The following is a 14,307-nucleotide window of genomic DNA, read 5'->3' as shown; positions in this document are numbered from 1 at the left end:
TCACCAACGAAAACGCTAGTTTACAGCATCTTTAAGCGCTTTACCAGCCCTAAATTTAGGAGAATTTGCAGCTTGAATTTTAATTGTTTCGCCTGTGCGTGGGTTACGGCCGTTACGAGCCTCACGTTTACCTACATAAAACGTACCAAAGCCAATCAATGTTACTAGATCACCTTTTTTAATTGCTTTTGTAATTGCAGCAGTTGTTGCATCTAGCGCACGACCAGCAGCAGCTTTTGAAATACCTGCGGCACTAGCAATCTCGTCAATTAGTTCTGATTTATTCACGTGTAATCCCCTCTCAAGGTTTATTAAATAAAAAACTTCGGCAGACAGTCTGGGTAACAAACCACCCGTATCAACTTTATATCAAGCCAACAAAGGCTATGTCAAGCGTTAATACGGGTTAAAACGCACTTATTTTTTAATGCTTAGTTGTTTCTTGTGCAACGTCTGACTTTTCCTTTGAATTATCAGTAGGTTGTACATCTTTTGCGACGTCAGCCTCCTCAGAACGCGGCACTGGTTTTGAAGCTAAGGCTAGCGCCAACACGTCATCAATCCATTGTACCGGGTGTATATCCAGATGATTTTTAATGTTTTCCGGTATATCAGCCAAGTCTTTCACGTTTTGCTGTGGAATCAATACGGTTTTAATACCACCACGATGTGCAGCCAACAACTTCTCTTTCAAGCCGCCAATTGGTAACACTTCACCGCGCAAGGTAATCTCACCCGTCATCGCTACATCAGCACGCACAGGAATGCCCGTCAGAATTGAAACTAAGGCAGTAGTAATAGCAATACCTGCACTTGGTCCATCTTTAGGCGTAGCGCCCTCAGGGAAGTGGATGTGAATGTCATGTTCTTCGTAGAAGTTACCTTCTATACCTAAGCGCTCAGCTCTACTACGCACAACGCTCATCGCGGCTTGTGTAGACTCTTTCATGACATCCCCAAGCTTACCTGTAGTCGTAGTTTTACCTTTACCTGGTAACAACACTGCTTCAATAGTCAGCAACTCACCACCTACCGATGTCCAAGCAAGCCCAGTTACTTGTCCCACTTGGTTTTCTTTGGCTGCAACGCCAAAGTCATAGCGCTGAACACCTAAATATTTATCTAAGTTCTTCGGTGTCACATTAATCTTTTTAGGTGCTTTTGTGCCCTGCTTCGCTTTGGTCGTGAGTAGCTCTTTGACCACTTTACGGCAAACTTTTGCCACTTCTTGCTCTAATCTACGTACACCAGCCTCACGTGTGTAAAAGCGTACGATATCGCGAATCGCTGGCTCTGAAATATGTACCTCTAGCTCGTTGAGACCATGAGATTTAAGCTGTTTAGGCAGTAAATAGCGCATCGCGATATTTACTTTCTCATCTTCGGTATAACCGGAAAGATTAATGATTTCCATACGGTCCAACAAAGGCGCAGGAATATTCATCGAGTTAGCAGTCGCCACAAACATGACGTCTGACAAATCGTACTCAACCTCAATGTAATGATCGGCAAAGGTATGGTTTTGCTCAGGGTCTAGCACTTCTAGCAAGGCTGAAGAAGGGTCACCTCTAAAGTCTTGCCCTAATTTATCCACCTCATCCAGCAGGAACAATGGGTTTTTCACGCCAACTTTAGACATGCTTTGCAGAATTTTACCTGGCATAGAGCCAATATAAGTACGTCTGTGACCACGAATTTCAGACTCATCACGCACGCCACCCAACGCCATACGGATGAATTTTCTATTCACCGCCTTAGCAATACTTTGCCCTAACGAGGTCTTACCAACACCAGGTGGCCCCACCAAGCATAAAATTGGTGCTTTAATCTTATCGACACGTTGTTGCACCGCGAGGTACTCAACGATACGTTCTTTTACTTTCTCTAAACCAAAATGATCATCATCCAATATCGCTTCGGCCTTGACTAAATCTTTACTGATTTTAGTTTTTTTCTTCCAAGGTAAATTGATGAGGGTATCAATGTAATTACGTACAACAGAAGCCTCTGCTGACATTGGTGACATCAGTTTTAATTTTTTAAGTTCACTCGACACTTTGGCAAGCGCTTCTTTTGGCATGCGGGCTTCATCAATGCGCTTTTCGAGCTCATCCATTTCAGCATTTTCATCTTGCTCGCCCAATTCCTTCTGAATCGCCTTCACTTGCTCATTCAAATAATATTCGCGCTGTGTTTTTTCCATCTGGCGTTTTACACGACCGCGGATACGTTTTTCTACTTGCAGAATGTCAATTTCGCCTTCCATTAAGCGCAGCAAGTGCTCCAGACGCTCGGCAACATCAATCATTTCCAGAATTTTCTGTTTTTCTTCTAACTTTAATGTCAGGTGCGCAGCGATGGTGTCAGCTAAACGGCTAGCCTCATCAATGCTAGCGAGCGAAGTTAAAATCTCCGGCGGAATCTTTTTGTTCAACTTCACGTACTGATCAAACTGTGCAAACACCGTGCGCATTAGAGCCTGTATTTCTACGTCACTGACAGATTCAGCGATTAGCTCTGCACGAGCAGCAAAGCATTCGTCAGTTTCGGTAAACTCGCTGACGCGCGCACGCTGCACGCCCTCGACTAACACCTTTACCGTACCATCAGGTAACTTAAGCATTTGCAGTACAGTTGCTACCGTACCGACTTCATGCAAGTCGCTAGCTTCAGGGTCGTCTTTATTCGCTGACTTTTGCGCAACCAAAAGAATTTGCTTATTGCCTTCTGATGCAATCTCAAGGGCTTTAACAGACTTCGTGCGCCCAACAAAAAGAGGGATAACCAAGTGCGGATATACAACGACATCACGCAAAGGCAATAATGGCAATAAGCCACTATCTGGATTGTATGAAGGTAATGATTGTGCCATGTGTCAACTTCCAAAATTAAGCTAAGAGTTAAGCCCAAGTGAGCTTATATATTGATTGATGGGGATAACTATTAACAGTTCAAGTATTTATTAGTATTTAACACTAAATTTAACAAGTAATTGTAAAAAGTTTAAAGAAATTTATAGCTAGAGATCCAAATATAGTGAAACACCAATGCTACAGGGCTAGATTGATGGCAATACTGGGTGTAACTAACGTGGTATATGCGTTTGGTGAAAATATCTGTGCGCATGCAAATAACAAGTACACGGCACAAAAACTAAAAAGCCAGCAATTTTAAGTTGCTGGCTTTTTAGTTAAGCTGAGACCTCGTCGGCTGGTTTATCCGCATAAATTAATAGCGGCGGCGTATCGCCTCGAATCACACCCTCATCAATCACAACTTTACTCAAGTTCTTTAATGATGGTAATTCGTACATCACCTCTAGCAGCGAATGCTCCATGATAGAACGCAGACCACGCGCACCAGTCTTACGCTCTAATGCTTTCTTCGCAATTAGCAGCAGCGCTGATTCTCTGAACTCTAAATCAACACCTTCCATTTTAAACAATTTAATATATTGTTTAGTCAGTGCATTTTTTGGCTCGGTTAGGATCGTCATCAAAGCCGCCTCATCCAGCGACTCTAATGTAGCAACGACTGGTAAACGACCAATAAACTCAGGAATCAAACCAAATTTAATCAGGTCTTCTGGTTCTACATCACGCAGAACCTCACCCACAGCGCGAACATCTTCTTTGCTCTTCACTTCTGCGCCAAAACCAATACCACCTTTTTCAGAGCGCAAGCGAATCACTTTTTCCAAGCCATCAAACGCACCACCACAAATAAACAAGATGTTCGTAGTATCTAGCTGCACAAACTCTTGATTAGGATGTTTACGACCACCTTGTGGCGGGATTGAAGCAACGGTGCCTTCAATCAGTTTCAGCAAAGCTTGTTGTACACCTTCACCTGACACATCGCGTGTGATAGATGGATTGTCTGATTTACGTGAAATTTTGTCTACTTCATCGATATACACGATGCCGCGCTGCGCTTTTTCAGTGTCGTAATCGCACTTTTGCAACAGTTTCTGCATGATGTTTTCAACATCTTCACCCACATAACCTGCTTCAGTTAATGTAGTTGCGTCAGCCATCACAAACGGCACATCTAGTAATCTTGCCAATGTTTGTGCTAATAAAGTTTTACCTGAGCCAGTAGGCCCGATTAGCAGAATATTGCTTTTTGCAATTTCCACTTCATCTTTTTGGCCGCCGTTAGATAGGTTGTTATGACCAAGACGCTTGTAATGGTTGTAAACAGCAACCGCTAGATTTTTCTTCGCTTGTGTTTGACCAATCACATACTGGTCTAATATTTTACAAATTTCTTGTGGCGTAGGCAGGCTAGTGTCAGTGGATTTTAATCCATCTGAGTTTTGAATTTCTTCTTTAATGATGTCATTGCACAAGTCCACACATTCATTACAAATGAATACAGATGGACCTGCTATCAGTTTTTTTACTTCATGTTGGCTTTTGCCACAAAATGAGCAATAAAGTAATTTATCGTCGTCGGCTTTAGTCGCCATTTAGTATTTCCTAACGTAGTGTTACGCGTGGATTAACGGGCACCTAATTCGCTGAAATTAGGCGCCTATAATCAAATTAATAGTTTAAACAGCTTCGTTACGATTACCGATTACTTTATCGATTAATCCATAAGCGACAGATTGCTCTGCACTCATAAAATTATCGCGCTCAGTATCACGGTCAATTTCTTCAGCTGTTCTACCTGTATGATGGGCTAATATATCATTCAGTTTCGCACGTAAGTAAAGAATTTCTTTCGCGTGAATCTCGATATCTGATGACTGCCCTTGGAATCCACCAGAAGGCTGGTGAATCATAATGCGAGAGTTTGGCAAACTATAACGTTTATCTTTCGCCCCAGCCGCTAATAAAAATGCACCCATACTTGCCGCCTGGCCAATACATAAAGTGCTTACGTCTGGTTTGATGAACTGCATTGTGTCGTAGATAGACATACCAGCTGTTACTGAGCCGCCTGGTGAGTTAATGTAGAGCGAGATATCTTTATCTGGGTTTTCGGCCTCTAGGAACAATAACTGCGCAACCACTAGGTTTGCAGACATATCGTTCACAGGGCCAACCAAGAAAATCACGCGCTCTTTCAATAAGCGCGAGTAGATATCAAATGAACGCTCACCGCGACCACTTTGCTCAATCACCATAGGGATGTATCCCAACCCAGTGGTGATTAATTCAGATTGAGCTTGAGGTTGCAGGTGCTTATTCATTTACGCGTTTCCCATTAGATCATCAAATTTAACTTTTTTATCAGTCACTTTAGCTTGAGACAACACCCAGCTCACTGCGTTCTCTTCAGTTGCTAATGCAGCAGGTTCGTCTAAACGTTTGTGGTCAGCATAGTACCAAGTGACTACGTCAGCCGGACGCTCAAAACTTTGTGAGAACACATCTACCATTGCACGTACTTGATCTGCATTTGCATGCAGGCCATTGGTGTTAATCAACTCACCAAGCAACAGACGTAATTTAGTGCTACGTTTTGCTTGATCTTCGAACATGCCAGGCTCTAACTGGATATTAGCCAAATCTGCACCGCGTTGTTTCAGATTTTGCTCAGTAGTTTGCATCATGCGGTTGATTTCAGTTTCCAGCAAGATACGCGGAATATCAAAATCAGCTGATTCCACTAGTGCTTGGAATACTTGCTCTTTTAATTTTGCACTTACGCGCTTAGCAACTTCTTGCTTCAGGCTCTCTGCAACTTCTGCTTTCATTTTTTCAACATCACCATCTTCAACGCCTAGGCTTTTTGCAAAGTCCGCATCTACTTCTGGCAACACTGGTTGTGAAACAGAAACGAAGGTGACCTCGTAACCAACTGTTTTACCTGCCAATTGTGCAGGATTATGGTCTTCAGGGTAAGTGATGTCGAATTTCTTAGTTGCGCCGGTTTTACCGCCAATCAACTCATCATCAAACGCAGACATACGGCCAGCTTCACCAAGCACCAAATCGATACCATTGTCGCCAGTAGATTCTACTTCTTCACCGTCCATGAAGGCTTTTAACGTTACATTAACGCGATCGCCTTTTTTAGCTGCACGTTTTACTGGCTCAAACTTCACACGTTGCTTAACTAGCACGTCTAATGTTTTTTTCACATCAGCGTCGCCAACTTCAAGCACTGGACGCTCGATTTTAACTTTTGACAAATCACCCAACACAACTTCTGGAAACACTTCAAAAGTTGCTGTGTATTCTAGTGTTTCTGATGCAGCATCAAATGGTTTGTGCTGAATGTTAGGGAAGCCAGCAACACGCAATTTTGCTTCATCTACCGCTTCACCAAAGCTTTTTTCTACCGCTGCTGAGTAAACTTCATCACGCACTTGATTACCGTAATGTTGGTTAACCAAGCCCATAGGAGCCTTACCTGGTCTAAATCCAGAGAATTTTGCAGTACGTGCAACTTGATTTAATCTTTGTTTAATTTGCGCCTCTAGCGGTTGCAAAGGAACGCTAATAGTAATTCTACGTTCAAGGTTGCTGAGGGTTTCAACATTCAGAGCCATGCTGTCATTCCTAAATTCTTAACTGCACATCACAAATAAGCGCCCGTTATGAAGCGCTATCTACAATCATGCTATTTATAAAGTAAGTGGGGACGAAAAAGTTATCGTTTGCTATCACGCCATATGGCAACAAGATATCAAACTAGCCTTTAACGCCTACAACCTATTTGTCGCTTAATGTTTTAATAGACTCAGGTAGATTACCTGAAAAATTCAAAACCTTACTAAACAATTAAGGTTGAAAGACTGTGGATGTTACACAAGAAAACCCATGAAGTCTAGATGAAATAAGCAAGATAAAAACATATATAAACACAGGCATTAAACCTACTTAAGGAAATTGCTGCACACTGTGAATCCGTTTTGGCAAATCAGCAGTTTAAGTGCTGATTTTTGAGTTGTCGCCAGTGCATTTTGGCTGCAACATCGAGTATGCCTCTTGCCTAAGCATCATTTAAAGAACGCTGATATATACCTTTACACAACCTTACATAAGTTTACATTCATTTCAATAAGATACCATTTGTCGATATTACGGCCACAAACAATCTTAACTCATCACGCTGACTTAACAAGACTCAAGTTATTTTTGAGTAATTACTCAACGTAACCTGCTTTAAAAACCGATTATCGACATTGCTTCACGCCACTGATTAAACATGCATGCATTCATAACGCACAAGATTAAGCACTGCGATCTGTTTGATTTAGTACGAGTAGCATTTTTAAAATTTCATTTAATTAGGAGCGATTATTATGACAAGCATTAACAATGTTTCATCTACTAACAGTGTATACCAAACCTCTCAAGTGAGCTCAGGCACTACAGATGCGCGTTTTAAGCCAGAAGATGAATCACGCCATGGCAAAGATGGAGGTGGATTGCTAGGTGCAATTGACAGTGCACTCAAAGCAGCAGGCATTAGCGGTGGTCTTTCATCTATATTAAAAGATGCCGACAGTACGAACACCTCAACCAGCGACACAGAATCAAGCTCAGATACAACATCAACCACTGACGCTAGCTCTGCCCTAAGTGAGTTTATGGCCAACTTGATGGCAGCGCTGCAATCACAAAATGGCACAGGCGTGGATTCATCTGCAGAAGCCGGCAACATGCCACCGCCTCCACCAATGGGCATGGGCATGGGCGACATAGAAAGTAAACTGCAAAGCCTGATTGCGCAACTTAGTAACACGAGCAGCACATCTACTGACAGCACTGATGCAGAGAATGACGCTTTAAGCGCTAGCTTTAGCGAGCTAATGAGCGCATTGGGGAAGCAATCCTCTACCAGTAGCGATCTTGAGTCATTTTTACAAGCATTATCAAGTAAGCTATCAGGACAAGGGCCGTCTGGCAATGTGATTAACACAACAGCATAAAGCTGGTACTGCGCATTACTATGTTTTGTTTTAAATAAATATTGCATCTGGGTGCTTGGTGGATTGTTACTCCCCAGCAAACACCTAGATGCAGTCAACATCAGTCACGACCAGTTACAATCAAGAGTAAGCGTGATCGCTTTATTACTTACATGCTTAACTTACAGCAAGCGCTCTAGTTTTTTTGCTTGATCTGAGCCATGATGAAATCTGCTTCTGCTAAAACCATCAGCATGATGCGGCTTTATTTCAGCCAACTGCTTACGTTGCTCAGGGCTCAGAATCAAAAATATCTGATTATCTGTAGCTGCACGGTTAAACATTGCTTCTTGTTCAATGTCAGCTAATTTTTCTGTAATCTGCTTAGCTTTATCACTATCAAAAGAAGCAGAGCTTGAGAGGGCTTTAAGCTCAACCATTAACTGTTCACGCTGTTTCTCTGATTGCCTAATTTGTGGTACTTGCGGATAGATTAACTCGAACACTTTATCTTGCTGGCTATCTGATAGATTCAGAGCAGCCAGATGCCGCGGCAAGCCTCTTGTTGCAAACGCATCGTGCGAGAACCTTCCGGCACTATGTGATTTTGCAGCATGCTCGCAATGATCACGTTTTGCAGGCTCTGCATTTGAGGCGAATGGAATAGCGATTGCAGCCAATGCTAATACTAAAATTGGGGTGGTGATTTTCATTTACAGTCTCCAGATGAATAAATTAAGTATCATGGTTGGAAAATAACCAATCAAATGACAGTTGCATTTTGCCTTGGTCGCTTGTAAATGCAGGTTAAGCAATAGTAAAGTTAGGTAAATGTCCCGCGATGCTATTGTCGTGGACTTATTGTCATCGTTATGATGTCGCATCTATATAATCAAATCCCTATGTCACCATGCACAAAATATTACTGATTGATGATGATGTTGAACTCACAGCTATGCTTAAAGAGTTTTTATGCACTGAAGGGTTTGACGTGACAACAGCTAACGATGGCATTACCGGCGCACAACTAGCCCTTAGCAATCAATTTGACCTAGCAGTGCTGGACGTGATGATGCCTAAAATGAATGGCATTGAAACACTGGGACTCATTCGCAAAACAAGTCATATACCTGTCATTATGCTCACCGCCAGAGGGGATGAGTCTGATCGTTTTTTCGGCCTGGAATTAGGTGCAGATGACTATGTGCCTAAGCCGTGCACGCCGCGTGAACTCACCGCGCGCATTCGTGCAATCTTAAGGCGAGCCAAACCAGCGCAGGACAATTTACAGGTTGACAGCGAGCTCACCGTAGGTGACCTAACCATATGGCCAGAGCAGCGCCGCGTAGAGTTAGATGGAAACGAAATCAATCTGACCAGCACCGAGTTTAACCTGCTGGAAGTACTGGCTAAAAATGCCGGTCACGTTGTAAGCAAAAAGGAATTAGCTAAGCTCGGCATGGGCAAACCTCTAGCAAGGTTTGATCGCAGCATAGACGTACATATGAGTAGCATCAGGCAAAAAATTGGCACGCTAAAAGATGGTAGAGACTGTATTCAGACCGTCTACCGCATGGGTTACCAATTGATTAAAACACTGCCGATCAAATCATCATGAACAGGCTGTTTTGGAAGTTCTTTATGTTTCTCCTTGTGGCCCAACTCACTGCGGTTACAGGAGTCAGCGTTGCAATTTGGCTACAGCATCGCCATGAAGCTTTGCAAAGCACCGGTGTAGAGATATCACCGCCTGCACGCTCACTGGTTGAAGCTGCCGCATCCACATTACAATTTGGCGGGGTAGATGCGCTCAAGCACTTGCTACTAAACTGGCAAAAACGCCCAATGCCGCCGCTCATGGCAATCGATAGCCAAGGCAAAGAGCTGTTAGATCGCAGCTACAGCAAAGCAAGCTTTGACACAGCGCTGGAGTTAGTGCGCGACGACCAGTACCAACGGCATGTAAAACGAATAGCATTAGGCAACGGGCAATCATTTTTGCTTTTTGTACCGGACAATGGACGCAACTCTGCCCCTAGCCCTACCGCTAAATCTTCAGAGCGTAATCACAGCACGCCAAATGTAACAGGCAACGCACACTTGCCGCCGCCTGACAGCATAGCGCAATACAGAGGCACTCCGCGCAAACCACATGCGCGCTTCCCAACAATGCCGCTACTGGGCGGCGTGGTTGTCAGCTTTTTATTTGCGGCGTTATTAGCTTGGTATTTTTCAAAACCGATTAACATTTTGCGCAGCGCATTTGAGCAGGCGTCACATGGCAAGTTAGATGTACGTGTCGCCAATGCAATGGGTGGGCGACGTGATGAGCTCTCGGATTTGGGCCATGATTTTGATGCAATGGCATCGCGCCTGGAAAGTTTACTGCAAAGCCAAACCAAGTTACTGCATCATGTTTCACACGAGTTACGCTCTCCACTTGCCAGAATTCAAATGGCACTGGGGCTAGTCAAACAAACACCCAACAAAGTTAATGCGTTTATTGACCGCATCACGCTGGAAGCTAACCGCATGGATGGATTGATTGGGGAGCTATTAACACTATCCAGACTGGAATCCGGCGCAGTACAAATCAAAAAGGAAACACTGGCGTTAAATCAGCTTCTGCACAGCATTGTAGAGGATGCACAGTTTGAGGCAGCATCCAAAGATATCAAGCTGCGTATGGAGCTAGCACATGAACACAACCTAGAGGGGCAAGCTGACCTGTTATACAGAGCAATAGAGAACGTGGTGCGCAACGCCATTAAATATGGGCCTAACCGTAGCGCCATCAACATTAGCTGCTATAAAGACACGACTGACAACTGCCTGCATATTGTCGTTACAGATGAAGGCGCTGGTGTTGATGCGCTAGAGCTGGAAGATATATTCAAACCGTTTGTTAGAGGGATTTCGGGTAGTCAAACCGTGGGGCATGGCGTTGGGCTGGCAATTACAAAACAAGTGATTGAGGCACATGGCGGACATGTATGTGCACATAACCTTAACCCCACAGGCTTTTGTGTTGATATAACACTGCCCTGCTAGCGACGAAGCTACTTACCACTAAGTATGTAACTAACTACGCTAGACTTCTCATCAACACGCGTAATGCGATGATAATTTCAAGACTATCAATTCCAAGCCTAGAAATAAGAAAAACCCCATTACTAAATGACAAAAGTCACAAATATATGGGGTTTTAACTTTTACTGCTAATTCTGGTGCGAAAGGAGAGACTCGAACTCTCACGCCTCACGGCGCTGGAACCTAAATCCAGTGCGTCTACCAATTCCGCCACTCTCGCTAGGCATCTGAACAACGTTTAAATGCTGTCGTTCAAACAAGGACGCCATTGTATATCAAGTTATCCCATTCCGAAAAGGGATAATATAAAAAATATGCTAATTTATTTTCGAATTGTTATTTTCAGTCACTTTGAATATTGAATAACTAACAGTGCGGTCAATGATTGTGAGAAAATACACTTAGTACTATACTCAATTTATAAATAAAAGTTATTCAATATATGCCAAACACAATCAATCAAAACGAAATCAACATGCTGCGCACGGAGCTTGAGCTCTTAATGCGCGAGCGACAAGCTTTATTAAAGATTGCTGGCGTTGCTGCTGGGCTAATTGCTGAAATGGATAGTCATAACCTACCTATTTCTACTGTTGAAGCAGCTGATATTCTTGCAACATCCATCAATCAATTAAATGAAGAAACGCTACAGGATGCATTGGATGCAGTTCATGCAGAAATTGTAAGTTAGTTTTAAAAGTACGGCTAACGCAATCAGCGCATGCATTTAATCTCTAGCAAAGTTAGATTTCAGCTTATGCACACTAGACTTTGGCTGGTATGCCTGCCACTGGCACTATCTGCATGCGGCTTTCTGGAATACATCGCCAAGCCGATTGATCAGCAAGCGCTCATTCATAAGATTGAAAATAAGCATCCCGATAGCGCTCAGTTCAAGCAATATTTGGCTGACAATAATTACACCCCAAGTACATTTCCGATTACACAATGGAATTTAGATGAGCTCATCTATTGTGCACTGTTCTTTCACCCTAATTTAGACGTTGCTCGTGCACAATGGCATGCCGCAGAAACCGCGCAAGCAACTGCAGGTGCTAGGCCATTGCCCACATTAAGTGGCAATTATGGCAAAAGTGATAACGCCAATGGCGATATTAGTCCCTACACATACGGCTTAAGTATCGACATACCGGTTGTAACCGCTAATAAACGTAGCATTCGCATTGAGAATGCACAGCATTTGTCTGAATCCGCCAAGCTGGAAGTAGCACAAACCGCATGGAATTTACGCGCACAAGTTGCCACAACTTATTACGAGCTTCAATTTAACCAAGCGCAATTGCGTGCGCTAGCGCAAGAGCTGGCATACAGGCAAGATATTGTTGCTATGTATCAAAAGCGACAGGACTTAGGACTGGCTTCAAAAGTTGAATTAAGCCACGCCAAACTGTTGCTACAAACCACAAATACTGATTTAAACACGCAGCAACAAAATAAACTGGTGCTCACCACAAAGTTAGCCAGTAGCTTAGGTTTGCCGTTAAGCGTAGTGCAGCAAATGACATTTGCAGATGCACCTAACGCTGAAAAGATTATCGAGAGTGCGAACCCTAGCTTGGTAGCCAATCCACAATCAACTGCGTTATTAAACCGCTTGGATTTACGCATTGCACTAGAACGCTACGCAGTTGCAGAAGGCAAGCTCAAACTGGAAATCGCAAAGCAATACCCTGACATCACTGTCAGCCCTTCCTATACTTATGAGTTTGGTAGTCAAGTATGGTCATTAGGCTTGTCTAGCCTAATGACCATACTTAATAAAAATAAATACGCCATTGCTGAAGCAAACCAATTGCGTGAAGTCGAGGCAGCGCAGTTTGAGTCTTTACAGAGTCGCATCATTAGCGAAACACATGCGGCACAGGCTAAATTAACGCAAACCCAGCAATCGTTGGCGGATTACAAAAGGCTGTACACACTACAGCAAGACAATACCAACCGTATGCAACGCCTATTTGCGGGCGGTGAGATTGACAGACTTGAACTCACCATGGCAAAACTAGAAGACTTAATGTCTCAGAAAAGCCTAGCGCTAGCCAACTTCCAGCTATACGCATCCATTAACAATCTGGAAAACACATTACAGCACCCTTTGAATGAACGCGGTATTCAACCTAATGCTTTTAATGCTGTACGCAAGGATTGATAGGCTTTGCAGCGTAAAACTTAGCCGCATGATGGAGATAACCTGAATGAATCGTAAACTTGCCATTATTATTGGCTTACAAGCTTTTTTAATTATCATGCTGTTTTGGCTACTGGTCTTTTATGGAAAAGATGAGTTTGAAGCCATTTCCGAACAAACAGAAGAAGAGATTGAAACAATCAATCGTGTGGCCAATAAAGACGGGCTTGCAGTCGTTAGTATTAGCCCTGCCGCACAAAAGCAAAGCGACATTTTCACTGCGCCACTCAAAGCCAGCGCTCACCAAGCTAGCATCAGCACTTATGGCAACGTAGTGAACATCGATACCTTAATTGAACTACGCAATCGTTATCTGACAATAAAATCAGAAATCGATGTTTTAAAAGCTTCGTTTAACCATAATAAAAATGAATTAGAACGCTTCAAAACACTCAATCAAGATAACAAAAATGTTTCAGACAAAGTGGTGGCTAACGCAGCAGCCAATGCCAAAGCGGATGAAACGAGAATCGCTGCAGCTGAGTCCAACGCCAAAAACATTGCAGACAGCATGCGCCAACTATGGGGTGATACACTTGCACAACATGCTACCAATCCCAAAGCCAGTGATTTACTACAAGCGCTCATCTCAAACAAAAAAGTGCTGATTCAAACCACGCTGCCGTTTGATGCAGCTGAACCGCAATTAAACAGCAGCATTACCATTGCGCCAACCGCGGCACCTTCGCACACCATGCGTGCAGATTACATATCCCCTGCCCCTATCACCAACAGCACGATACAAGGCAAAACCTACTTCTATCACGCCGTTACTAATGAGTTACGTACTGGCATGCAGGTCAATGCCATTACTGCTACTTCCAGTAAAAAAAGTAGTGGTGTCGTGATCCCGAACAATGCCATCGTTTGGTACGCAGGAAAACCATGGGTTTATCAAAAAACTGGGGATGATGCGTTTAGACGTAAACCGATTCATACCGATATTGAAGTAGAAAACGGTTGGTTCTATCAAGGCAACCTAAAAGCTAATGATGAAGTAGTCGTCAGCGGTGCACAGCTATTGCTATCTGAAGAGTTTAAATCACAAATCATGAACGAGAATGATGATTAAAATAGCCTCTGCTAGCTACATTTAGATAAAAAATAATACAGCGCATCTAACCATAACGCTGAAAAAAAC

Annotated in this window: 12 protein-coding genes and 1 tRNA gene; 6 read left to right on the top strand and 7 right to left on the bottom strand. The window is 43.2% G+C overall.

Features of this window, described 5'->3' with window-relative positions:
- Positions 1–15: 15 nt before the first annotated feature.
- The 5 genes from C3Y98_RS01980 to tig form a co-directional block, all read right to left on the bottom strand.
- Entirely contained in the window at positions 16–288 is a 273-nt protein-coding gene (locus C3Y98_RS01980; protein WP_015832259.1) for an HU family DNA-binding protein, read from the bottom strand.
- A 136-nt stretch (positions 289–424) separates the two neighbouring features.
- Entirely contained in the window at positions 425–2,872 is a 2,448-nt protein-coding gene (gene lon, locus C3Y98_RS01975) for an endopeptidase La (protein WP_135276454.1), read from the bottom strand.
- A gap of 318 nt (positions 2,873–3,190) precedes the next feature.
- Positions 3,191–4,471 (bottom strand): ATP-dependent Clp protease ATP-binding subunit ClpX, encoded by a 1,281-nt coding sequence (clpX, locus tag C3Y98_RS01970; protein ID WP_135276453.1) that lies wholly within the window; start codon positions 4,469–4,471, stop codon positions 3,191–3,193.
- 84 nt (positions 4,472–4,555) lie between these two features.
- Positions 4,556–5,200 carry an ATP-dependent Clp endopeptidase proteolytic subunit ClpP gene (gene clpP / locus C3Y98_RS01965; protein WP_135276452.1) on the bottom strand — a complete coding sequence of 215 codons (645 nt, stop codon included), beginning with the start codon at positions 5,198–5,200 and terminating at the stop codon, positions 4,556–4,558.
- Positions 5,201–6,505 carry a trigger factor gene (gene tig, locus C3Y98_RS01960; protein WP_135276451.1) on the bottom strand — a complete coding sequence of 435 codons (1,305 nt, stop codon included), beginning with the start codon at positions 6,503–6,505 and terminating at the stop codon, positions 5,201–5,203.
- A gap of 756 nt (positions 6,506–7,261) precedes the next feature.
- Between tig and C3Y98_RS01955 the strand changes: the two genes are divergently transcribed.
- Positions 7,262–7,891 (top strand): hypothetical protein, encoded by a 630-nt coding sequence (locus C3Y98_RS01955; RefSeq protein WP_135276450.1) that lies wholly within the window; start codon positions 7,262–7,264, stop codon positions 7,889–7,891.
- Positions 7,892–8,052: 161 nt separating this feature from the next.
- Here the strand turns inward: C3Y98_RS01955 and C3Y98_RS01950 are convergent, their stop codons facing one another.
- A complete protein-coding gene (locus C3Y98_RS01950) occupies positions 8,053–8,583 on the bottom strand; it encodes a Spy/CpxP family protein refolding chaperone (protein ID WP_135276449.1) in 531 nt (176 codons plus the stop codon).
- A gap of 197 nt (positions 8,584–8,780) precedes the next feature.
- Here C3Y98_RS01950 and C3Y98_RS01945 point away from each other — a divergent pair, with 197 nt between their 5' ends.
- Both C3Y98_RS01945 and C3Y98_RS01940 read left to right on the top strand, forming a co-directional pair.
- Positions 8,781–9,488: a response regulator transcription factor gene (locus tag C3Y98_RS01945; RefSeq protein WP_135276448.1), complete on the top strand. Its 708-nt coding sequence runs from the start codon at positions 8,781–8,783 to the stop codon at positions 9,486–9,488.
- A gap of 23 nt (positions 9,489–9,511) precedes the next feature.
- Entirely contained in the window at positions 9,512–10,921 is a 1,410-nt protein-coding gene (locus tag C3Y98_RS01940; protein WP_135276510.1) for a sensor histidine kinase, read from the top strand.
- Positions 10,922–11,095: 174 nt separating this feature from the next.
- On the opposite strand, the gene C3Y98_RS01935 is transcribed toward C3Y98_RS01940, so the two are convergent.
- A tRNA-Leu gene (locus tag C3Y98_RS01935) sits at positions 11,096–11,180 on the bottom strand.
- A gap of 222 nt (positions 11,181–11,402) precedes the next feature.
- On the opposite strand from C3Y98_RS01935, the gene C3Y98_RS01930 reads away from it, so the two are divergent.
- From C3Y98_RS01930 to C3Y98_RS01920, 3 genes are all read left to right on the top strand, one after another.
- Complete coding sequence (locus tag C3Y98_RS01930; RefSeq protein WP_135276447.1) at positions 11,403–11,651, top strand: hypothetical protein; 249 nt, start codon at positions 11,403–11,405, stop codon at positions 11,649–11,651.
- 66 nt (positions 11,652–11,717) lie between these two features.
- Positions 11,718–13,127: a TolC family protein gene (locus C3Y98_RS01925; RefSeq protein ID WP_245234290.1), complete on the top strand. Its 1,410-nt coding sequence runs from the start codon at positions 11,718–11,720 to the stop codon at positions 13,125–13,127.
- A gap of 46 nt (positions 13,128–13,173) precedes the next feature.
- The gene (locus tag C3Y98_RS01920) at positions 13,174–14,238 is read left to right on the top strand and encodes an efflux RND transporter periplasmic adaptor subunit (protein WP_135276445.1); all 1,065 of its coding nucleotides are present in this window, start codon (positions 13,174–13,176) and stop codon (positions 14,236–14,238) included.
- Positions 14,239–14,307 lie beyond the last annotated feature (69 nt).

The organism is Methylotenera oryzisoli (assembly GCF_004661485.1).
Classification (GTDB): domain Bacteria; phylum Pseudomonadota; class Gammaproteobacteria; order Burkholderiales; family Methylophilaceae; genus Methylotenera; species Methylotenera oryzisoli.
Note: the sequence above shows the minus strand (reverse complement) of the source record. Positions and strands in the feature narration are given on the sequence as shown.